This window comes from Sagittula sp. S175 (assembly GCF_049800975.1).
In the GTDB taxonomy this organism is placed as follows: domain Bacteria; phylum Pseudomonadota; class Alphaproteobacteria; order Rhodobacterales; family Rhodobacteraceae; genus Sagittula.
Genome location: NZ_JBNAGB010000038.1, coordinates 5,001 through 26,864 on the forward strand (window position 1 = coordinate 5,001; position 21,864 = coordinate 26,864).

A 21,864-nucleotide genomic window follows, 5' to 3' on the forward strand; every position below is an offset into this window, starting at 1 on the left:
GCTTGGTAGGCCATTACCCCACCAACTACCTAATCAGACGCGGGCCGATCCTTCCTTCCCCCTAAGGGCGTATCGAGTTTTACTCCCAGTTTCCCGGGGCTATCCTCAACAGAAGGGCACGTTCCCACGCGTTACTCACCCGTCCGCCGCTCACCCCGAAGGGCGCGCACGACTTGCATGTGTTAGGCCTGCCGCCAGCGTTCGTTCTGAGCCAGGATCAAACTCTCAAGTTGAAACGCGTTACCGCGTATCCTTGACGTTCGAACCTCTGCACATCTCCAATACTCAGCGCAACTTTGGGGCCGCGCCTATATCCACCCGGCTAAGGAAGGATACGTATTGGAAGTCATCTGTTTGATAACGTGCTTCAGGTTTCATCAGAAACCGAAAGCCGCTCAAACAGTGAAGCTGACCTTTCCATCATCGGACCTAAATCCTAGGAAAGTCGATATGAGAGGGTTGATCCATCGATCGGACCAGAGCCGCCCACATATCTCTTCAGATACCAGCGATGTCAAATAACGTAGAGACAAAAACCGAACCGGTGCGCCCTAACTTCCGGCGCGCCCGCCCGTCAATGCCTCTGATTTTCTCCGCTTCCCTTCGCCTCAGTCCCGCCTCTCAGCGTCACATCCGCTCCGTTCCGCGTCCCAACCAGCACCTCAGCGCCGCCGGTGAAGGGGCTTTTACGTATAGCCGTCCCGACTGGCAAGCGGTTTTTCCAAGAAAATTCAAAAATCCTCTATCTTTGGGTATTTTGCTCTCAAAAACAGATACTTAATGGAATTCTGATTGACGCCTGTTGGGACAGTCGGCTTCCATTTACACGCTGTCAGAACGTCCAGAACTGGAGACTCAAGAGAATCCCCTCCTCACGGACGCCGAGCGCTTCGCGCCGGCATCGGAGGAAGCGTGCCCACCACGCACATCCAGATGGCATTTTTGGACATATAGTATGTGTGGTCGCGAAGAGCTCATACGCATCCCTCCTCCAGACGGCTTTGTCGCGAAAGTTCTGGAAGGGTTTCATCTCTTGATTTCAGGGTGGTAGCTGGGGCGCTCGAGCGGACCGCCCCTCCCGACCTACAGGACCAGGAACAGGCCAGCTTATAAGGAAGCGCTCAAGCGCAGGGGCACGCTGACGATTCCCGGACCGGCAGGGCGTTCCGGAGGAATGTCCCGATAAGTGGTTCGACCCCGGGATGCCGCGCCGACAGGCAGGCCTGCCCGCCAGCAGAGCAACAGCGATCCCGCCAGTCAGATCTGCCTGACGATTGACGTGCTGTTCGGAGCGGCCCGCCGTGGATCGATCACCTCTCCCCTCCGGGCTATGCTCACCGTCTGCTCACCTGCGGGCATGAAACAATGGCGCCTTCACTGGTTTTCCTTTCATAAAAAATCGCATTCCACACGCAACTGGCCGATCGTTCCTATCGCGCCAGCGGGCATGTGCGATAGGCGAGCGGGACTTGGAGCTTTTCGTTCTCGCTGTCTTTATCTGCAGGCTACGCCTCGGCCTTGCCCGAAGGGGTCTCGTATCGCGGGTCTCGCAGGGTGAATGCCGCGCCGACAGTGGAGGTATACCGTGCGTCGCTACCAACTCGGCGACCGTCCGCCCGCCGCGGATCACCTTAACCGCCACTTTCACCTTGAACTCAGCACCGTAATTCTTCGGTTTGGCAACCATGCAGTCCTTCCTCGTCATCGTCGACGGTACGCTTGGCGAGGTATCCGGTTTTCGAGGTTCACTTCACTCGTCAAGGTCGACGAGCCAAACAGCGATCCCGCCACCTTGACCGATCCGAGCATCGTCACCTCCGTCTTTGCAGCAAACCGCCCCTCTCATCGCTGCCCTGACGGGCAGCGATGAGAGATCATGTTCGGGCGCCTGAAGGACTGGCGACGGGTTGCAACACGCGACGACTGGGACCCGGTCTTCTTCCGCGCCGCCATCGTCATCTTCTGGCTATGAATGGCGATGAGTCCTGAGCCCAGTAGAGTCGGGGGACGTCGCCTGGAACAAGTTGACGTGAAACAATGTTTGATATACGACGCCATTATTAGGTTGCTGCGTCAATCAAATGGAGTCACAGGATTTCAGCCCAAAAGACTCCTGCTCCAGAAATTCAATTATAAATTGAGCCGCCCGGAAAATTTTGGGAAATTCGCTCCCTCACCCCCAAAAGATGTACGCAGTTTATTTTTGCAACGCCACAATTGCATTTATGTCAAACCCCTGCCCGCGCCAAAACGCCGTTGTGCGACTTCTGATTTTATGAAATCTTTACAACGCACTACCAGAAAAAAGCGCAGCAACGATCCGCTTCTGCGACGGAACACCCATAAAGCCGCCTTAATGAGTCGTTAACCAAACACAATTTCGACACAACTCCCGGAAAAATAAGGAAATCGCAATACATCAAACGGGAACTCCTGAAATGTCGACCAACCTCTCCGCACTGAAAGAACTCTCCGGCTTTATCGGCGCTTGCCTCGTCGATTCCGATACCGGACTGATGCTGGCCAGCGAGACCAGCAACACGAAATTCGACCTTGAGGCCGCCGGCGCCGCCAACACAGAGGTGGTCCGCGCCAAGAACGCCGCCATGAAGGCGCTTGGGCTGAACGATGCCATCGAGGACATCCTGATCACGCTGGGCCAACAGATTCACCTGATCCGCCCCTTGGCTGCCAATCCGGCCGTCTTCGTATACGTCGCCCTAGACCGGTCCGCCTCGAACCTCGGAATGGCACGCCTGAAGGTCAAAAGCGTCGAAGGCACACTCAAGGTCTGAGACCGCAACGGAAGCCGCCGCGCGTCCCTCATGCGCGCGGCCGCTTTCCCCCTTTTGTAGCGGACCTTCCCGCATTCGCCCCACGACCAAGCGAGACACCATGGCCCACGCCACCCCCGCACGACAGAAGCACCAGGAAGGGTTCGAGGAACTGAACCGGTTCTGGCAGACGCTCGACCATATGGAGGCCTCCGTCGCCGAGTATGCCGAGGTCGGTCACGGCTTTGTCGAGGAACCGATTGAACGGGTGCTCGACCGGATCCGGTCGTTCGAACCGTCCGTCAGCGTCATCGGGCAGGTGAAGGCGGGCAAGAGCACGCTGCTCAATGCGCTCATCGGCGAGGTGGGCCTTCTTCCGTCGGATGTGAACCCGTGGACCTCTGTCATCACGGCGCTGCATCTGAACAGCCGTTACCGGCCGCCCCGGACGCGGGCGCTGTTCCGGTTCTTCGACGCACAGGAATGGGACCGTCTGGTCGCCACCGGCGGACGGCTGGGCGAGATGGCCGAACGCGCAGGATTCGCCCGCGAAGCCGACGACGTACGCGCACAGGTCACAGAGATGCGCCACACCACAGAGGCACGGCTGGGCGACCAGTTCGCCTCGCTTCTGGGTGACAGCCACGCCTATCCGGACCTAGATAAGGACACCATCGACCGTTACATCTGCTACGGCGACCCCGAGGACATGGCCGAGGGCGCGCAGGAAGGTGTCTATGCCGATCTGACCAAATCCGCCGACCTCTACGTCGATCTGCCTGGACTGCCGCGCGGGTTGTGCCTGCGGGATACGCCCGGCGTCAACGATACCTTCATGATGCGCGAGCAGATCACACTGAATGCAATCAGCGACAGCCGTGTGTGTGTGGTGGTCCTGTCGGCGCATCAGGCACTGTCCACCATGGATGTCGCCCTGCTGCGGATCATCTGCGCGGTCGAGGCGCGCGAAGTGCTGATTTTCGTCAACCGTATCGACGAGCTGCAGGATCCGCCTGCAGAGATGCGCCGTATCACCGACTCCATTCGCAAGACACTGTCTCGGATGGGCCTGCCCGAGGGTGTCGAGATCCTGTTCGGCAGCGGCTACTGGGCCAACTGTGCCCTCGGCACCGAATGCACCATGACTCCCACGGCGCGCGCCGCGCTGGCAAGAATGCCGGGACTGTTCGACCTGTCCACGGACGACAGTTTGCGGACTGCCGCAATGGAGGCCTCCGGCGTTCCCGCGCTGCATCGCGCCATCGCGCGCCGCGTGGTCGAGGGCCCGGGCAAAGCACTTCTGGCCGATGTGCAGACCGAGATCGACGCAATCGCCGATATGAGCGAAACGGTTGAGAACATCGCGGCGCAAGGCAGCAGTGCCGCACGCGCGGGCTTTGGTCCGGCAGAACTGTCGCTGAAGGCCGCGGATGTGCGCGACGCTGCACTGCACGGCTTCGATACCCGCGTGAAGGCTCTGCGCGAGCAGTTGCGCGAGAGGCTGGAGCGCGGACAGGAGACCTTTGTTCAGTCTGCCATCGGCGCCTTGCAGTCGCACATCGATGTTTATGGCGAATTCGATGCCTGGAAGCACGATCCTACCTCGCTGCGCATGGCGATGAAGACGGCCTTTACCTCTGCCACTGCCAAGCTGCGGCGCGAAGGTGAAACTGGCCTCGATGACGTGCTGGACGGCATGCAGACCATCCTGCAGGACGATCTCGGCGTCTTCCGCGACAGCGCCACCATCGAGTTCCCTGAACAGCCGCAGCACAAGGCGCCGACCGTCTTGGCGCGCACACTGTCGCTGGACCTCGAAGGGCCGTGGTGGCGCAAGTTCTGGAAGTTCGGCAGCAAGCGCGCCGCTGAAAAGCGGTATGCCGCGATGATCGAGGCCGAAATCGCGCCGCTGATCGACGAGCTCATCACCGGTTTCTTCGACCCGGCCGTGCAACGCACGCGCGACATCGTTGAAACCTTCGCCATGGACCAGACTGCCTTTGCGCGCGCAATCCTCGACTGCGCGCAGGACGTGGACCGCAAGGCCACCCAAGAGCGGAGGCTCAGCGCATGAACCGCGTCCTTCGTCCCGACAGGCTGACAGAACCGCCCGCACAGGGCCGCCGCAAGCCGCGTATCCTGATTGCCGGAGAATTCAGCGCGGGCAAGACCCGGCTGATAACCGGCTTGCTGGGTGCGGACATCCTACCCTCCAACGTGACGTCCACCGCCCTGCCCCCGATCTGGCTGATCGGCGGCCATGATCTGCGGATGGCGGTGCAACCCGATGGCGGGACGCGAGAAGTGTCGACAATCACCGAATTCGACCTGTCCGACACGAGGTATGGCGTGCTGGCGCATCCCGCGCCGGTCCTTGAACAGGTTGACATTATCGACACGCCCGGAAACTCCGATCCCAACATTCCGCCAGAAACCTGGCAAGTGATGGTGGACTACGCCGACGCGGTCATCTGGTGCAGCAACGCAACGCAGGCCTGGCGACAGAGCGAAAAATCGGTCTGGCAGGAAATGCCGATGGCGCTGCGCCGCACGTCGACGTTGCTGCTGACCCACGCCGACCGCCTGCCCGATCAGCGTGCCACCGACCGTGTGCTGCGCCGGGTCCAACGCGAGGCGGCCCCCTTCTTTGCCCATATGATGGTGGCCTCGCTTCTCAGCGAGACCGATCTCGCGCGCATCGGGCAACATGTTCAGGGTCTGGCGCGGGGGTTGGCGTCCCTGCCCGGCGCCGACAATGCAATCGTGCAGAAGGCAACCGAAGCGGCGCGCCGCACAATCCCGGTTCAGCCGACATCGCCCCGCCGCGTGCGTCCCGCAGCCGAGCCGGTCTCCGCCCAGTCGTCCGCCACGACCGCGCCCGTCACCATGAAGCCGGCCGCCTCAGCGCAGGCACATGCCATCAACGGAGGCGACCGCAAAGGTCCGGTCAGGCGACTTTGGGAACACATTGGCGGCGGGTCGCAAAATGATGACGTCGCCACCCTTCTGGCCCGCATCGACAGGCTCATCACGCTGCTCGACGAGCCTCCGAAATCACGCCCGACGACTCTGCGCCCCGATCGCGCCCACGCCCCAGTATCGAGTAGGAGAACACCATGAAGATCGCTCCGAACCAGCGCCAGGAACTGGACGTCCTGAGCGATACGCTGCACCAGCTGGACCGCATGTCGGACCGCGCCGGACGCCCCGCCTTTCAGGCCTTGCAGGACCGGCTCGACGGTTGGGCGGCACGTGTCGCGGTAATCGGTCAGGTCAAGGCGGGCAAATCGACCTTCGTCAACGCGCTGTTGCACCAGCACGATTTCCTGCCCTCGGACATCAATCCATGGACCTCCGTGGTGACCAACATCCGCATCAATATGGCGGGTGATCCGATGTCCGGTGCGCGCTTCGAGTTCTTCGACGAAAGCGACTGGGACGAGATCGTCAACGGCGGCTCCAAGATACGGGCCCTGACCGAACAATTGCTGCCCGGCTTTGACACTGAACTGCTCCGTCAGCAGAGCGACGAGATGCGCGACCGGGCGCAGAAGCGGCTGGGCAAGCATTACCACACCCTGCTTGGCAGCCATCACGATTACGACTTTCTCACCGCCGACCTGCTGAAGCGCTACGTCTGTGCCGGTCCCGGCTCGGACGAAGGGCTGGAGCGCGAGTCGCTTGGCCGTTACGCCGCGCTGACAAAGGTGGCGAATGTCTATATGAAAGTGCCGGGCTTCATGGTCCCGACGATCATCACGGACACGCCGGGGGTAAACGACCCTTTCCTGGTCAGGGACGAATTCACCTGCCGCAGCCTCGACAAGTCCGACGTCTTCGTCATGGTCCTCTCGGCCCACCAGCCGCTGACCGAGGTGGACATTGCCCTGATCCGCATACTCGCCGAACAGGATGACAAGGACGTCATCATCTTCGTCAATCGGATCGACGAGCTGGACGATTACGCCACCGAGGTGCCGCGCGTCATGGCGGACGTTTCCACCCGCCTGCGTCGGGCGATTCCGGACATCGATTTCCGCATCGTGGCGGGCAGCGCCTGGATGGCCGACCTCTGTCTGCGGGACGATCAGGAAGCAGAGGACATCCGCACCGCGCTGGACAGCGAGGAGCTTGCCGCCTACATCGCCACGCAGCACCGGCTGGTGCCGGGCGACCGCGACGAACGGCTGATGGTGGCAACGGGCATGGATCGCCTGCGGGCCGTGCTGTCCGAGGTCATCGACAACGGCAACGGCGGGCGCTTCCTGGATCAGCTGCGCGAAGACATCCGGGCCGAGATCAGCGGTGCCCAATTCGCCGCAAAGCGGGAACGCGGCTCTCTGCAATTGCAGGTCGAAAGCATCAGCGTGGACGTGGCCCATGATGCCGCCGCCGAGCTGGAACGCGAGATCTCTGGGTTGACCGCGATTCACGACACCATCGAAGGCCACATCGACAGCGCCGAAGCGCAGGTCGAAAAGGTCGTGAGCAAAGCCTGGTCGCGGCTGGAAAGCCAGCTGCTCTCGGGCATCGAGAAATTCGTCGACGCCCAGAAGGAAGTCTTCGAAGATCGGCTGTTCAAGGACAACATCCGCGGCGGCACCGACAAGGCGCTGGAAATCGACGTGACCGCACTGCAGGCGCAGATGGAAACCGAGGTGCGCAATGCCTTCGACAAGTCCCGCGCCGGGACGGACGTGGTGTTGAGCAACTGCCTTGAAGCCTGCCGTCAAACCCTGCGTGACACCTATGACGACAGTGCCGAGAACGTGACCTTGGACGAGCTGCCGCACAACGGGTTCAGCTCGACCCTGACCCTGTCGCGACGATCGCTGCGGGTCGAGGTGATCTCGGACCGGGGCTGGGCCTTCTGGAAAAGCCCCTCGGTCAATGTCGAAAAATCGCTGGCCGCGCTGCGCACCATCGCCGCCGCCGAGATGCGCCCGGCAGTGGAAAAGATACTCGCCGCCTTCAACGAAGCACAGGTGGAACGCGCCAGCGCCGGAGCGGATCGCCTGCGGGTACTGCTGCGGATGGTGGACGTGGGACTTTCGGAGCGCACCCACCGCCTGAAGAAGGACAAGGCCGAAATGGAGCGCATCGCCACCGATCCAGACCTGCAACGCCGTCTGGTGCAGCGACTGCAAAGCCAGATGGAAGTGCTGGAGCGCCGCCTGTTGAACTATGCCGCCGTGGACAGCGCCTTGAAGCGCACCGAGATAGCAAAGGCCGCCTGACCGACATGACGAGCCACGCAAGCCCCCTTGCCGAGAAGGCACTTGTGACGCCCCCGGCCGGCACGACGCTGAACCTGTCCTTGCCACTGTCGGTTCCGGCATACCGCCCCTTGCGGGTGCTGATCTGCGGAGAGATCAACGCGGGCAAATCGACGGTCATCAATGCCCTGCTGCGTGGTCCCTTCCTGCCGGACAATATCGGTCAGTCCATGCGTCCCCGCATCACCGTGCGCCACGGCGCGCAGCCGGCGCTTGAGGTGCGTGAACCCGGCGGTGCAAAGCGCCCGACCGGTGCCGACGACGGGCCGGATGTCCTGCGCGGCGCAGAGGACGTGATCCTCTGGACCGACGCCCCACAGATCGCGGACCTGGAACTGACAGAGCTGCCGATCACGGTCGCCGAAGAGATCACCGAAGCCGACCTCGACGCGATGCGCCGTGCAGATGTTCTGATCTGGGTGACCATTGCCTCTCAGGCGTGGCGATTGACAGAGAAAACCATCCTCGCGCGGTTCGGCGAGACCCTGCCTCAGGACAGGCTCATCGTCGTCTCGCGCGCGGACAAGCTGCGCAGCGCCAAGGATCGCGAGAAGCTGCTTGGCCGGATTCGCCGAGAAACCGGCCAGATGTTCGCGGAGTGCCTGCTGCTCAATGGTGCCACGCGCACGCTGGCTGCCACGGCAACCTCCGAGGACCACTGGGCGCGCAGCGGTGCGCCATCGATCCTGGACGTCCTGACGAGAATCGCGGCAGAGCGCCCCCGCGAGGCGATCGACACGGCGGACGACAGCGCCATCGAGAACCTCGTGGACCTGGCGACCTTTCGGCGGTCGTCTGAAGTTTCGCCGCCGCCTGCCCCACTGCTCGCCCCACTGTCACAGGACAAACTGTCGGCCCTCGCACCCCTGATAGACCGCCTGCCATCGGGGTCCGTGGCAGGCTGGCTCGGCTCGGAGTGCCAGGTCCTGAGCGGATCGCAGGATCGCGCCCATGAAACCGCCGGGGCTTTACGTCACGCCCTGTCCCGACAGGCTGCGGCCTATGCAACACACGAGATTCAAGTCTCGCCGGAAAGCCTGCTTTTCGCCAGCGCAAGCACACGCATCGCCTGCGAGATCTTTCCCGACGGCGGCGTGCTGTTCGTTCTGGCCGACGCGAGCCGTTTCAGCGCAGGCATCGCCAAGACCATGATGGAGCAAATGCGTGAGGCTCTTCAGGACGCGAGCTGAAAACAGCCTCGGCGCGCCCGTCAAGGCAGCGTTTCCCGATGCGACGCGGATTGTTGCCGGATATGCCCTTGAGCTGCGGGTCGCGGGCGATAGCCTTTGGAAAAGGCGGTCACGGGAATGCATGTTCCGTGGTCGTGACCTTTGGCCTTGGGGGGCTCGAAGATGACTGCGCAACAGCGATCCGGTGGGGAACACTGGGGACCGTGGGTGATCCACGACGGCAAGGGCTGCCCCCTGCCGTCCGGCACCATCGTGGAAGTCGTCAGCGAAGACGGCTTCGGCTTTGCCAGCCGCGAAATCGCCTGCGTGTCAGGCGGTGAATATTCCTCGTGGAACTGGCGACATTATCCGGAACTCAAACGGATCATCCGCTTCCGCGTGAAAAAGCCGCGCGGCCTTGAGATGCTCGAAGAACGCCTGCAGACGCTGGACGCTCCCAAGTCCCGCACTGCTCCGAAACGACGCGCACCGCAGGACGAAACAGCCCAGCGGCGCGCGACAGGATAGGTCAGTCGCCACAGCCCGTGTCCTCTGGCGGATTGCCGTGCCTGATGGTCACACCCCACTTGTCGTTCAGCGTGTCATCGTCCCGCTTGTCCCGCCGGGTCCAGGCCTGGCGGTCGGGCCTCGCGGGGACAGTGCCGTGCAACGGTTCCTTGCGGCGCAGCGTGTTCACCTGGATATGCGGCCACCGTGTGACGCCGCCATCTGTGCCGAAGTGGAATTCGAAATCCACCACCTGCTCGTATTGCAGCTGAAGCACTTCCTTGCCGTCCTCCTCCAGCACCTCGATCCACATGCGCATGTTCATCTTCACCACCGGGACATACTTGCGCACGATCGGCGTGTTGAGGATTCCCCCTTTCGGCCCGGTGTTCTCCTCCGTGTCCATCTCGATCAGGAAGTAGCCTTTCAGCTTCTGATCCTTCAGCGCATCGCGCAGCGCCAGATCAGGTCGCACCGAGTAAGGGTAAAGATCGTGCGCAAGGATGCGCTGCGTGTAGGTCCGGTTGCCGCTGGGATCAGTGGCGGGCATCGACTTGTCGAACGCCCAGGATGGCGCGGGATCGTCCAGATTGATGGGGTTCGCGATCGAAGCCCCCGCCCCGCCCATGGTCGGCGAAATGGACAGCCACTTGGGGTTCCAGGTGGCATTGCCCGTCGGGAACGGCGGCTGCAGGTAGTTTTGGCCCTCGGGGGGCAGGACCTCTGTCACCTTGCCGAACATCATCATGGTGCTGCCATGAGGGATCACCCCACTGCGGCAAACCGAGTAGTTTGGCACGTAGACCGGCCCCTTGGCGCCGTCTCCGGACGCCAGCTCCGGGTAGCCGATGTCTTCCTCGACGCTCTGGTCGTCCGCCGGGTGGTTGAAGATGTCGTCCAACCATAGATACATGCCGTTTTCTTCGTGCAACAGGTTGCCGTCGGTGTCCTTGATCGCGGTGTCATATTTCAGCGCGCCGCAGAACTGCTCGTTCGCGCCCGCGCGGTTGCGCACACCGCCGGGAACCTTGGTAAAGGTCAACTCTTCGACGTAGTTCTGACAAAGGAAATGGAACTTGCCCGGTATCTGCTCGGAGTTCGTTCCCGGCGACGGCAGGCAAGTGGTGTGAACTCCGTAGCGACAGGTTTCCTTGTTCGGATTGTGGGTGACCCAGGTGCCGACCAGCAGGCTGAGCACACCGTAATCCGCATGCTTGCCCTGCTCTTCGAGCACCTTTTCGGAATAGGGAGGAGGAATGGCGACCATTGGGGAGTTCCTTTCTCAGCAGGACGAACAGATCAGGGGATACACAGAGGTGTCGATCAGTGGGTCGAGACCCAGGAAATCGACCAGCACGGATTCGGCAGTGCAGAAGGCGCCCTCGACCCAGGCCTGATCGTTGGAGAAGGCGGAACCGACGAGGTAGACCTGAGCGCCGGCCTCCCCCGCCAGTGCGGCAGGGGCGCGGATGGTCTGCATGACGTTACATATGTCGTAATGCGCCGCCCATGCGTGGTAGCCCGCGCCAAAGGGATTGCGCCCCCAGTCCATGAAGACCGTGCCGACCGCCTGCGGGATCTGGTAGGCGGCATCGGGATCACCGTAATGCACCTTGGCCAGTTGCAGGCGCAACATGCGCACCATCTCGGGCGGGGCGGCCTGTCCGCCGTCGAGCGGCTGGAGGTTGCGGTAATCGGCTTCCTGCCGGCGTTGGTCCACCGACAGCTCCAGCTGCCGCCAGAAGGTGATGAACTGCTCGTCGTCGTAGGAGGCGAGCAGGCCGTAAAGCGGCTTGCCGCCGTAACCGGGCATGGCGTTGTTGCCGAAGTAGTAGATCTGGCGCAGCGGCAGGTCGGTGATGGTCGGCCCGAAGATGGCGCTGTTCCCGGCCCCCTCCGCCACCTTTGGCTTGTAAGGGACCGAGTCGTCAGCCCACCACGGCCTGTCGAAGAACATGGCGACCTTGTAGGAGGGCTGCTTTATCACCGCGTCGAGGTAGTTCGCCACGTTCGGCGCGTTGAGGAAGTCGACGGCATCATAGGTGACGTAGCGCGTGGCCTGCGCGATCAGTTCCACCGACTCGGGCGGCATGGCGAGGAAGGCCACGTCGGCGGATTGCGGCGGGCCGTCGGGCTTATACGGATCGTCGGCACTGGCGAGCAGGAACTCCGGCCGCCCGTCGCGGGTGACGATGGAATGCAGACGGCGCCCCTGTTCCAGCACGATGGGAATGCCGCGGTCGCCCGCCGCCTGCATGGTCTGCTGCAACAGCTGGGTGAACAGGCGCGAGTAGCCGCCCGCGAGGGTCTTGAACGTGCCGCCGGGGGCGAATTCGCCATTGTAGACCGCCGCGTCCGCCGCGTTCCAGTTGATGACGTTGGAGCTGTAGCCGCCCGCGTCGGCGGCGTAGTTGAAGCCCTCGTTGCCCGCCTGATCGTAGAAGACGTTCCAGTAGCCGACGTTCGAGGCGATGCTGCCCGGCTGGTAGACGAAGGAATTGAAGTTCGCGGGGAGTGCGCCTTTCGCATACCAGGCGCATTGCTGCGCGCGGGTGGTCAGGTCGGTCTGGCCGGTGATGAGGCCGGAGATGCTGGTGAACAGGTCCGAGGCCGGATGGGCGTTGTTGCCCGGCGTGGCGTAAGGGGCGAGGACGCCATTGCCCAGCTGGCTTTGATAGAAGTGCTGGCCGCGCAGGAAGAACAGCGGGTCGTCGGTGGTGAGGAAGTCCACCACGTCGCCCTGCATCCCGAGGTCGCGGATGACCTGGCTGACCATGCGGTGGCCCTCGGCGGGTTTGCCATCCTTGTCGTAGTTCTGCCCGTCCCACTCGATGAAACGCATCCCGCCGATCTCGATGTAGCTGGCGTCGAGGTCCTGCGGCTGACCGGGAAGGCTGACGTGATGCGAACAGATGCGGCCTGCGGGCTGGCGGTACTGGCCGGTGCCCTCGAAATCGTAGATGCCCCACTCATATAGAGTGATGCTGTCGTCGGGCGTGGCCTTGCCGCTGGTGATCAGGCGCCACGCGGTATACAGGCCCGACGGCCCCGCGCCGAAGATTGCGTATGTGGTCATGTGTCCTCCGGTTCTGTGCAACGCGCATGGGCGCGCGGGTCCGTGGCGCGCGTCACTCCGGGCGGCCCCAGTCAATCGAGAAATGTTTCAGCGGAATCGTGTAGTCGCCGTAGGTCAGTTCGGTCTGCGGCACGTCGAGCATCCGCACGATCATGTCGCCAAGGATCGGAATGTATTTGCCCGCCCAGCCCGCCGTGTAGGTGACGATGTTGCTGTGCGGACTGCCCCAGGCCGGGGTGTAATCCAGCAGCAGCTCGCGTTTGCTGTTCTGCGCCAGCGCGATCAGGCACGTGGCGGTAAAGCGCGGCTCCGGGTCGAGGCCGACCATGTGGTCCCGCACCCACTGCGCATCAAGGGCGAGGCTTTTGGGGCTAGGGGTGCCGCTGCGCTGGCTGGGGTCGGTGATGATCCTGTCGGGGAAGTCGGTGGCGACGCGGACATAGCAGGGGTGTGCCCAGTCCACCTCGGGGAAGCCGTAGAACAGCGCGCTGTCCGAGGGGTTCTGGAAGACGAACCACGTTGGCAGATGCGCGGCGGGCTGCGTCAGGGCAAAGTACGCCGAAGACATCTCCCAGATGTCGATGCCTGCGGACAGGCCCAGCGGCGCCAGTGCCTCGTTGACGTAGGCGCCCGCACAGATCGCCATGCGCGCGGCCGTATATGTGCCGTGCGCGGTGACCACGCGGACGCCAGTGCCGGTCTCCTCCATGGTCAGGACCGGCTCCCACTCGTGGACATCCACCCATCCCGTGTCCAGGGCCGCGTCCAGGCAGGCTTCCTCCGTCGACTTCAAATCTATGATCCCACCGCTGCCCTGAAAGAAACCGGCGTAGTCTGCGGGCAGGTTCTTGAACGGGAACTGCGCCTCGATCTGGGCCGCGTCGAGCGGCGTATAGGGGATGTGCAGCGTATCCATCACCCGTTCGGCAGCGGAAATCCCGCCTTCCTGCGAGTCCACTGCCGGATCGCCGAACCACAGGCTGCCATTCTGCCGGATGAGCGTCTTTTGCGTATGGCCCTGCAACCGCGCCCAGAACGACACCGAAGCCAACGACAGCTCTGCCATGTAGCGCTGTGCGTATTGCAGGCGGAATTGCCGCGAGGCCCCGGCTGAACTACCGAGGTTGTTGAGCACACCGAACTTCTCCAGCACGAGTGTTCGCCAGCCCAACTGCCCGGCCGCCCAGGCCGTCGACAAGCCGATGGCTCCGCCACCGACCACGATAAGGTCGTAGGATTGCGTAGTCATCAGTCTCCCCGAAACCAGTGTCAGGCAAGGCTCGGCCAATTAAACTGGCCGCAATTCGTTCATCGCGGCGAGAATTTCCCGCCGTTCGAATAAACCCAGAGCGCATATTATAAATGCGGCACACTTGTAAAAAAGCGCATCATCTCAAGCGAAAAAAATCACAGCAGAGAATATTCGGCCGCACCAAGAGCTCGAATCTCGCCGTTGAGAGTCACCTTAGCACGCATGGGTTGTTGTTTAAGACGTTTTTCACCCAAAGTGTAACCAACATTACACACATCAAAAAAATCAAACTCAAAACACTGATTTAAAGAGAAATTTTCATACCGACCAAAGTCACCTTACGTAAAGGTCTTTTCAGAATCACAACAAAATGCAATCCTTACGTGCACATATTATTGGTATTGGTCGCCTTGACCAAAACAATCATCACTGAAAAATTTTCGTGAAGGGAGCGATTTTGTGACAAACGCTGTCATAGAAGCAATATGGATATGCCCACCCCTGGCCTTCGCGCGTTTTGGTCAGACCGAGGAACCGCTGGCAAATTTCCACTGGGAGTCGAATGATTATTCGGCGAGGGGAACTGCGGAAACGGTCATAAAGCCGACCACCTCTTTCCGGGTCGATGCCGAGGGCATGATCTCGGCCTGGTTGCCGGAGGTGATCCAGTTCCGCGACGGCGAGAACTGGCTGCCGGTCGCGCCGTTCTTCGAGATCCACGGGCGGCTGAGCGACGGCACAGAGGGGCCGCTGACGGTCGAGCTGCTGGCGCACTGCGGGCTTGGGCTGGAGGACATCACCTGGCGTGTGCACGCCGCGAACCGCAAGGCGTTTCACTACACCGGGGCCGAGGGCGACCATGTCGATGCTTTGGTCAGCCTGCCCGGCAACCATCATCGCAAGACGGTGCTGAACGGAGTCAGCCCCTCGGGTGCGGACAATCCCATCGTCTGCGGCGATCCCCTGCCGCTGGGCGAGGTGCAGGTGATCCGGCCCACCGGCGATTTCCCGGAACTGCGCCTTCGCCTGACGCCGCCAAAGGGCCATATCTACGCCCCGACGGACACCGCCGAGCGCGACCTGACCGCGCTTGTGCCCGAGGCCTACCTGGTGGAGGGCTTCCTGAAGGGCATCCACCAGACGCTGAACCCGAAAAGCGCCTGGGCACAATGGGTGCCGCCGGCAGATCCCGATACCAAGGACCAGGACCCGCGCACCAATCCGGGCGGGCTTTATGCACAGGAACCGGCGGCGGCGGGCGAAGGGCTTGGCAAGTCGCTGGGGTTCCTCGACGACAGCAACGACGGGCTGATTACGGTGACGCTCAGGGGCGCGGGCGTCGCCGGGGGCGAGATGAAGGCGCACGCGCGCTTTACCTGCTGCCCGCCGGATTTCCAGCCGGACCGCCGGCCTTTCCGGTCCGTCGCGGACGGGCTGACCGACCTGATGGACCGTCAGGACGTGTCCGACCCCGGCTATACCGAGGGGTCGAACTGGATCGAGACGGAGATGGAAATCGCCGACTTCATGCAGCGCGTGCGCGAAACGATGGAGGCGTCGAACCTGGATCACCAGAACCTGCGCTCGCAACTGGCGAACCAGACCTTGCAGACCCCGCCCGAGAAGCCGTTCACGCCTCAGCCGCCCCGCCCCGGTCACCCGCTGCCGCTGACCGAACTGGGCCGCGCCAATCACAAGCGGTTCCTGGCCTATGACGTGTTCAAGGCACGCATGGCGCAGCGTCCCAACCTGTTCGACGAGTGGATCCGGAACCCTGCGTCGGAACCGGCGGCCTATGACACGCAGATGCCCGCGCTGATGCGGGGATCGGACAGCAACCCGATGACCATCACGCAACGACAGTACAACCTGATGCGGGCCTGGCTGGATCGCGTGTCGGGGAAGGATCGCGGCGATGGCACTGCATGAACATTTCCGACTGGTGCACAGCGCCGTGGGGCACCACGTCTTTGCCGCCAACGGCTCACGCCTGTTCGACATCGACGCGGCCACGGCAGAGCGCGTCGCTGATCTGATCGCCCATGGCACGGCGGAGGACGCGCGCGGGTTCGAGCGCGCGCTGGGGGTGGAACGGCGCTACATCGCGCCCGAGGCGCCGGAGGTGCCGCCGCTGCGGGCGCTGTCGCTGAACGTGGCGCAGGCCTGCAACCTTGGCTGCCAGTATTGCTACGCCGACGAAGGGGCCTTTGGTGGCAAGGCGCGGTCCATGTCGCTGGACACGGCGCAGCAGTCCATCGACCGTCTGCTGACCGAAGCGGGACCCAAGGCCGACGTGGTGGTCGGTTTCATGGGGGGCGAGCCGCTGCTGAACCGCAAGCTGGTGCATGAGGCTACCGCCTACGCGGCGCGGCGCGCGGCCGAGAACGGCGGGCGGGCCAAGTTCACCATCACCACCAACGCCACCACCCTGCGCGACGAGGATGCGGACCTGTTCCGCAGGCACCGCTTCATGGTGACGGTCAGTCTGGACGGGCGGAGCGAATTGAACGACCGGATGCGCCCGGACCATCGCGGCGGCGGCAGTTATGACCGGGCGATCAAGGGGTTGCAGAAGATCATGGCGCATGGCGGCCCGGCGCATGTGGCGGCGCGGGTGACCGTGACGCGGGCGTCTGGCGACCTGCGAGAGATCCTCGACCATCTGCTGTCGCTGGGCGTGGGGGATGCGGGCTTTGCCCCGGTTCAGGTCTCGCCCCGCGCCGACCTGCAATTCCAGCGCGAGGATTTCGGCTGGTTTCTCGACCAGATGATCCGCTGCGGAGAGGTCGCGCGCGATCACCTGCTGGCGGGGCGGCGCTACCCATTCTCGAACTTCGAAACCGCGCTGCACGAGATCCATCGCGGCAGCCACCGCCCCTACCCCTGCGGCGCGGGGGCTGCATACCTCAGCGTCAATGCCGACGGCGACCTGTTCGGCTGTCACCGGCTGGTGGACGATCCCGCGTGGCGCATGGGGGATGTGGCCGAGGGTCCGGACGAGGCGACGCGGCGCGCGCATCTGGACCGTCGCCACGTCGACCGGCAGGAGCCGTGCAAGGGCTGCTGGGCGCGCTACCTGTGCGGCGGCGGCTGCTACCACGAGATCGACCGGCGCGGGCGGCTGCATTGCGACTACGTGCGCGGCTGGCTGACCTTCTGCCTGCGCGCCTATGCCGAGCTGAGCACCCATGCTCCCGGCTATTTCACCCATCCCGACCGACATTTCCGCGCGGCCACCCAACCTGCGCCAACGCATTGAAAGAACACGCCATGACCAGCTTGCCGACCTCTCCCGAAGATCCGCGCGAATGGAAGATCTTTCCCCGCAACCTGACCGCCCGTGCCGCCTATATCGTGCCGGGCAACCCGGTGGTCACCCGCCCCGAGGACGGGGTGGACAACTGTTATCCCGGTCTGGAAATGGACGCCAAGAACATCCAGAAGATGTTCTTTCCCGGCCTGTACTTCGAGGTCTACGGCGCGCCGGGGGCCAAGCTGGGCGGGCTGATGCCGGCAAGCCTCGCGCAGCAGTGGATCGACCTCGGTCTGTCGCAGGATGACCTTGGGGACGACCTGTACATGTGGGCCATGCGCGGCGCGGTCACTGACCTGTCGGGCACGGTGAACACGGTGAACTTTGACTTCACGGGCAAGCAGGGCCTCTACGTCTGGCGGCAGATCAACGCGCTGATGCCCGGGGACGTGTCCGTCGCCATAGGGCCGAAGCCACCCGCCAAGGGCGCGCCCCTGACGGCGGCGATGAGCGCCATGGAGCAAGGCACCAGCCATATCGAGCGCGACCCGAACGGCACGCTGCTTTGGGCCGCGCTCACCGCGCCGCGCCTCGATTACCTCGACGCGCAGGGGGTGTTGCAGCCCGAGGTCTATGATCCCGGCGACCTGACGCGGACCCTGTGCACGCCCTGGACCTATGACTTCCGCGACTGCCAATGCTTCTACTGGGCGTCGAACAAGCCTGACGTGATCTCTTCCGAGGATGGCCAGTACGAATACCTCAACTTCCAGCGCAAGAACCGCTTTGTCGAGCCGCAGACGCAGGACATCGCCTATGGCTACAACGCCCGCCGCCAGCGCGAGATCGACTATGCCGAGATGATGGACGACTGGAAGCAGCTGCGCCCGGTCCTGAACGGGCGCGAACAGGGTGATACCTACGTGCCGCCCGAGGGGCCTGTCGGCCCGGTGCTGACGCTGGAGCAGATCAAGACCGAGGTCACCTACCTCGCCTCCGTCGAGCACGCGCTGGCTGTGCAGTATCTTTACGCCTTCTATTCGGTGGACGTGCCGTGGGTGGAGCCGGACAAGGACGAGGACCTGCGGATGTTCCGGCTGTGGAACTCGGCCCGGACGGTGTTCGACGTGGCCATCGACGAGATGCGCCACTTCCGCTGGGCCAATGAAATCCTGTCACTGCTGGGGGCCGAGACCACGGCAAAACGGGCCTCGACGCTTGGGCGGACCTTCAAGGTGCCCTTCTACCTGCAAAGCCTGTCCAGCCCGCAGCTGCAATGGTTCATCGACGTGGAACGCCCCAGCCGCTCCACCGTGGCGGGCCTCGACGGCATGTACGTGGGTATCCTGCATTCGCTGCAACAACTGCCCGACGACGCGCTCGACCCCGAGGTGCGGCGTCAGGCAGTCGAGATCGTAAAGCTGATCGTCGACGAGGGCGAAGGCCACTACGTGCGCTTTTCCACCGCGCAACAGAACTTTGCCTATTACGATGACGCGGGCCGGGGCGAGCTGCCCTCCTACATCCTGCCCGGCGTGTGGCGGGACGGGACTGCGAACGCCAACCGCGACATTCCCTATGCCACGCTCTACGGCGTTCCGGTCAAGGCAGATGGCGAGGGCGGCCAGATGCAGCAGCTGTCAGACAACCATTACCAAGCGCTGCTGATGCTGCTGAAGATCGCCTTTGCCATCCCCGAGGCCAACCTCAGCGGCCCGGCGCTGCAACGCGCCATCGCCGTGATGTTCCGTATGCACAGCGTGAACCTCGAAATGGCCGCGAAGGGCGTGACACCGCTGTTCACCCTGCCCGAGGGCTGGGAACTGGACCCGCCGGTCAAGGATGCCGACACGGCCATGCAGCTGCTGGACCGTGCCATGTCCCTGCTGTCGGAGGCCGAGGAAAAGGCGGCTCCGCAGGCCTTGACCCTGCGGGCCGCACCGACGAAGGGGCTGGCCGATGTCGCGGCCCATCACGCGGATCTGGGCGAAATCCACGCCGCCTTTGCCGAGGCCATCGCGCGGTCGCGCCTTGCCCGCTGAGCGCGAATTTAAAGGCGGGCGTGTGCGGCCCGTGGTCCGGGTGCACGGGCGGTCGGTGGCCTCCGCCGTGCTGCTGCGTTGCCTTGCAGACAAGGGTATCGCGGCCTCTGTCGCGCCTGACGAGCCGCGCCCCGGCCCCGGCGCGCCGCAGGTGCTGTGCATCAATGACGTGGCGCTGTCCCTGCTGCGCGACCTGTTCCCAGCGCTGTGGCGGGACGGACCGCCAGGCTATCCGCTGGAGGGCCGCGCGGTGCTCTGGTCCGACGATCCCCGCCCGCGCCTTATCCGGCAAGAGGCGCTCGTGATCGACGCCCGCGCGCTGGGAGAGCGGTTGTTTGCCCTCCTCGGCGACGTGCCCGTCTCGGACATCCCGGCGCGGTGGGAGGTCAATTCCCCCGACAGTGCCGCGCCGATGATCCCCGCCGGGGACCGGGTGATGCTGGTGGCGCGGGTCTCGCTGAACGCGCCGATGCGGCCTGCGCGCAGCCTGATGGAGTCGCTGCTGGATGGCTGGGTCTTCCTCGCCCCGGACAGCGACACGACCGGAATCGTGCAGGCCATGGTGCCGCTGCCGCCACGGGACCCCGGCGCGGCGCTGGACGCGCTTCTGGGGCAAAGCACGCTGGTCGCCCCGGCCATCGCCGGGTTTGGAACCGTGCAGGTGATCCCCGCCGCCCCTGCCCTGCGCGTGCCATTGGCCGCCCCAGGGCGGCTGCATGTCGGCCACCCCGGCGCGCGGCTGGACCCGGTCAGCGGCGAGGGACTGCCCTTCGCGCTCCGCACGGCGATCCTTGCCGCCGCCGTCATTGGCCATGCGCATCCCGAGGACGCCCTGCGACATTGCAACCGGCGGGTCGTGACATCGGTTCTCAGCCATATCGACGGCTGCGCGCGCTTCTATGCCGAGGCCTTTCCCACCAGCCGGGCATGGCGGGCCGAACTGGGCAAGGGAGCGATGATCCGGGCTATGCTCGCGGACCTCGACTGGCCAGAAGGGGCGGCGCTGCGGCTGGACGGTCTGTCGCTGGTGCCGGATGCGCTGGCGCGCCCTGTGGCCGAGGGCGTTTCCTAGAGCAGGCAAAAGGCCGAGCTTACGCCCGGCCTTTGTATCCTTGCTGGTCAGGGCCCCTGCCCCGCCCGGCTCAGTAGCGGTAGTGTTCCGGCTTGAACGGGCCTTCCGGGGCGACGCCGATGTAGGCGGCCTGTTCCGGCGACAGTTGCGTCAGCTTCACGCCGATGCGGCCCAGGTGCAGGCGGGCGACTTTCTCGTCCAGGTGCTTCGGCAGGATGTAGACGCCCGGCTGGTACTCGGAACCCTTCGTCCACAGCTCGATCTGCGCCAGCACCTGGTTGGTGAACGACGCCGACATGACGAACGACGGGTGACCGGTGGCGTTGCCGAGGTTCAGCAGGCGGCCTTCGGACAGCAGGATGATCCGCGCGCCCGAGGGCATCTCGATCATGTCCACCTGGTCCTTGATGTTGGTCCACTTGTGGTTCTTCAGCGCCGCGACCTGGATCTCGTTGTCGAAGTGGCCGATGTTGCCGACGATGGCCATGTCCTTCATCTCGCGCATGTGCTCGATGCGGATCACGTCCTTGTTGCCGGTGGTGGTGATGAAGATGTCGGCATCCGCCACCACGTCCTCCAGCAGCACCACCTCGAAGCCGTCCATCGCCGCCTGAAGCGCGCAGATCGGGTCGGCCTCGGTGACCTTTACGCGGGCACCCGCACCGCGCAGCGAGGCGGCCGAGCCCTTGCCCACGTCGCCGTAGCCGCAGACCACGGCGACCTTGCCGGCCATCATCACGTCGGTGGCGCGGCGGATGCCGTCGACCAGCGATTCCTTGCAGCCGTACTTGTTGTCGAACTTCGACTTGGTGACCGAGTCGTTCACGTTGATCGCCGGGAAGGGCAGCTGGCCGTTCTTGTGCAGGTCGTACAGGCGGTGCACGCCGGTGGTGGTCTCTTCGGACACGCCCTGGATGTCGGCCTTGGTCTTGGTGAACCAGCCCGGGCTGGCAGCCATGCGCTTCTTGATCTGCGCCTTGATGACGGCCTCTTCCTCGGACTGGGGCACGGGCAGGATGTCCTCACCGGCCTCGGCGCGGGCGCCCAGAAGCACGTAAAGCGTCGCGTCGCCGCCATCGTCGAGGATCATGTTCGCGCCCTCGGGGAACATGAACGAGCGGTCGAGGTAATCCCAATGCTCTTCGAGGCTCTGGCCCTTGACCGCAAACACCGGCGTGCCACCCGCCGCAATCGCCGCCGCTGCGTGGTCCTGGGTCGAGAAGATGTTGCACGAGGCCCAGCGCACGTCCGCGCCCAGCGCCACCAGTGTTTCGATCAGCACGGCGGTCTGGATGGTCATGTGCAGCGAACCAACAATGCGCGCGCCCTTCAGAGGCTTGCTCTCGCCATATTCCGCCCGGCAAGCCATCAGCCCCGGCATCTCGGTCTCGGCAATGTCCAGTTCCTTCCGGCCAAAATCAGCCAGTGCAATGTCCTTAACGA

The 21,864-nt window shown here is 63.7% G+C and carries 14 protein-coding genes, 1 rRNA gene and 2 pseudogenes (1 of these 17 cut by a window edge); 12 read left to right on the forward strand and 5 right to left on the reverse strand.

Annotation, left to right across the window (positions count from 1 at the left end):
• Positions 1-233, reverse strand: a 16S ribosomal RNA gene (locus ACP16H_RS25050); it reaches 1,218 nt to the left of the window's first position.
• A gap of 818 nt (positions 234-1,051) precedes the next feature.
• On the opposite strand from ACP16H_RS25050, the pseudogene ACP16H_RS25055 reads away from it, so the two are divergent.
• The 8 genes and pseudogenes from ACP16H_RS25055 to ACP16H_RS25090 form a co-directional block, all read left to right on the forward strand.
• Positions 1,052-1,327, forward strand: a pseudogene (locus ACP16H_RS25055) (hypothetical protein); the annotation flags it as partial.
• Positions 1,328-1,870: 543 nt separating this feature from the next.
• Positions 1,871-1,972 (forward strand): annotated as a pseudogene (locus ACP16H_RS25060) (IS5/IS1182 family transposase); the annotation flags it as partial.
• Between the two features lie 466 nt (positions 1,973-2,438).
• Positions 2,439-2,795 (forward strand): roadblock/LC7 domain-containing protein, encoded by a 357-nt coding sequence (locus ACP16H_RS25065; protein WP_425074890.1) that lies wholly within the window; start codon positions 2,439-2,441, stop codon positions 2,793-2,795.
• Positions 2,796-2,895: 100 nt separating this feature from the next.
• Positions 2,896-4,848 carry a dynamin family protein gene (locus ACP16H_RS25070; RefSeq protein ID WP_425074891.1) on the forward strand — a complete coding sequence of 651 codons (1,953 nt, stop codon included), beginning with the start codon at positions 2,896-2,898 and terminating at the stop codon, positions 4,846-4,848.
• On the forward strand, positions 4,845-5,894 hold the full coding sequence (locus ACP16H_RS25075; protein ID WP_425074892.1) for a hypothetical protein: 1,050 nt from the start codon (positions 4,845-4,847) through the stop codon (positions 5,892-5,894). Before ACP16H_RS25070 ends, ACP16H_RS25075 begins: the two co-directional genes overlap by 4 nt.
• Complete coding sequence (locus ACP16H_RS25080) at positions 5,891-8,011, forward strand: dynamin family protein (RefSeq protein ID WP_425074893.1); 2,121 nt, start codon at positions 5,891-5,893, stop codon at positions 8,009-8,011. Before ACP16H_RS25075 ends, ACP16H_RS25080 begins: the two co-directional genes overlap by 4 nt.
• Before the next feature lie 44 nt (positions 8,012-8,055).
• Entirely contained in the window at positions 8,056-9,240 is a 1,185-nt protein-coding gene (locus tag ACP16H_RS25085) for a dynamin family protein (protein ID WP_425074894.1), read from the forward strand.
• Positions 9,241-9,402: 162 nt separating this feature from the next.
• Positions 9,403-9,747 (forward strand): hypothetical protein, encoded by a 345-nt coding sequence (locus ACP16H_RS25090; protein ID WP_425074895.1) that lies wholly within the window; start codon positions 9,403-9,405, stop codon positions 9,745-9,747.
• Between the two features lies 1 nt (position 9,748).
• Here the strand turns inward: ACP16H_RS25090 and ACP16H_RS25095 are convergent, their stop codons facing one another.
• Genes ACP16H_RS25095 through ACP16H_RS25105 form a run of 3 tightly spaced genes read right to left on the reverse strand, consistent with a single transcriptional unit; the run spans position 9,749 to position 14,051 of the window.
• Positions 9,749-10,993, reverse strand: a complete 1,245-nt coding sequence (locus ACP16H_RS25095) for a peroxidase, FMP-type (protein WP_425074896.1) — start codon at positions 10,991-10,993, stop codon at positions 9,749-9,751.
• A 15-nt stretch (positions 10,994-11,008) separates the two neighbouring features.
• Complete coding sequence (locus ACP16H_RS25100; protein WP_425074897.1) at positions 11,009-12,802, reverse strand: hypothetical protein; 1,794 nt, start codon at positions 12,800-12,802, stop codon at positions 11,009-11,011.
• Positions 12,803-12,854: 52 nt separating this feature from the next.
• The gene (locus tag ACP16H_RS25105) at positions 12,855-14,051 is read right to left on the reverse strand and encodes an FAD-dependent oxidoreductase (RefSeq protein WP_425074898.1); all 1,197 of its coding nucleotides are present in this window, start codon (positions 14,049-14,051) and stop codon (positions 12,855-12,857) included.
• Between the two features lie 639 nt (positions 14,052-14,690).
• Between ACP16H_RS25105 and ACP16H_RS25110 the strand changes: the two genes are divergently transcribed.
• The 4 genes from ACP16H_RS25110 to ACP16H_RS25125 are packed head-to-tail and all read left to right on the forward strand — an operon-like array spanning position 14,691 to position 20,421.
• On the forward strand, positions 14,691-15,983 hold the full coding sequence (locus ACP16H_RS25110) for a hypothetical protein (RefSeq protein ID WP_425074899.1): 1,293 nt from the start codon (positions 14,691-14,693) through the stop codon (positions 15,981-15,983).
• Positions 15,970-17,313, forward strand: a complete 1,344-nt coding sequence (locus tag ACP16H_RS25115; protein ID WP_425074900.1) for a radical SAM protein — start codon at positions 15,970-15,972, stop codon at positions 17,311-17,313. Before ACP16H_RS25110 ends, ACP16H_RS25115 begins: the two co-directional genes overlap by 14 nt.
• An 11-nt stretch (positions 17,314-17,324) precedes the next feature.
• Positions 17,325-19,349, forward strand: a complete 2,025-nt coding sequence (locus tag ACP16H_RS25120; protein ID WP_425074901.1) for a ferritin-like domain-containing protein — start codon at positions 17,325-17,327, stop codon at positions 19,347-19,349.
• A gap of 22 nt (positions 19,350-19,371) precedes the next feature.
• Positions 19,372-20,421 (forward strand): hypothetical protein, encoded by a 1,050-nt coding sequence (locus tag ACP16H_RS25125; protein WP_425074902.1) that lies wholly within the window; start codon positions 19,372-19,374, stop codon positions 20,419-20,421.
• Between the two features lie 70 nt (positions 20,422-20,491).
• On the opposite strand, the gene ahcY is transcribed toward ACP16H_RS25125, so the two are convergent.
• On the reverse strand, positions 20,492-21,864 hold a 1,373-nt coding region (ahcY, locus tag ACP16H_RS25130), incomplete at its 5' end, for an adenosylhomocysteinase (protein WP_425074301.1).

Bases quoted from the DNA above. Each gene is read 5' to 3' on its own strand.
- ACP16H_RS25065 (WP_425074890.1), top strand. From the start codon at position 2,439: ATGTCGACCAACCTCTCCGCACTGAAAGAACTCTCCGGCTTTATCGGC.
- ACP16H_RS25070 (WP_425074891.1), top strand. From the start codon at position 2,896: ATGGCCCACGCCACCCCCGCACGACAGAAGCACCAGGAAGGGTTCGAG.
- ACP16H_RS25075 (WP_425074892.1), top strand. From the start codon at position 4,845: ATGAACCGCGTCCTTCGTCCCGACAGGCTGACAGAACCGCCCGCACAG.
- ACP16H_RS25080 (WP_425074893.1), top strand. From the start codon at position 5,891: ATGAAGATCGCTCCGAACCAGCGCCAGGAACTGGACGTCCTGAGCGAT.
- ACP16H_RS25090 (WP_425074895.1), top strand. From the start codon at position 9,403: ATGACTGCGCAACAGCGATCCGGTGGGGAACACTGGGGACCGTGGGTG.
- ACP16H_RS25095 (WP_425074896.1), bottom strand. From the start codon at position 10,993: ATGGTCGCCATTCCTCCTCCCTATTCCGAAAAGGTGCTCGAAGAGCAG.
- ACP16H_RS25100 (WP_425074897.1), bottom strand. From the start codon at position 12,802: ATGACCACATACGCAATCTTCGGCGCGGGGCCGTCGGGCCTGTATACC.
- ACP16H_RS25105 (WP_425074898.1), bottom strand. From the start codon at position 14,051: ATGACTACGCAATCCTACGACCTTATCGTGGTCGGTGGCGGAGCCATC.
- ACP16H_RS25110 (WP_425074899.1), top strand. From the start codon at position 14,691: ATGATCTCGGCCTGGTTGCCGGAGGTGATCCAGTTCCGCGACGGCGAG.
- ACP16H_RS25115 (WP_425074900.1), top strand. From the start codon at position 15,970: ATGGCACTGCATGAACATTTCCGACTGGTGCACAGCGCCGTGGGGCAC.
- ACP16H_RS25120 (WP_425074901.1), top strand. From the start codon at position 17,325: ATGACCAGCTTGCCGACCTCTCCCGAAGATCCGCGCGAATGGAAGATC.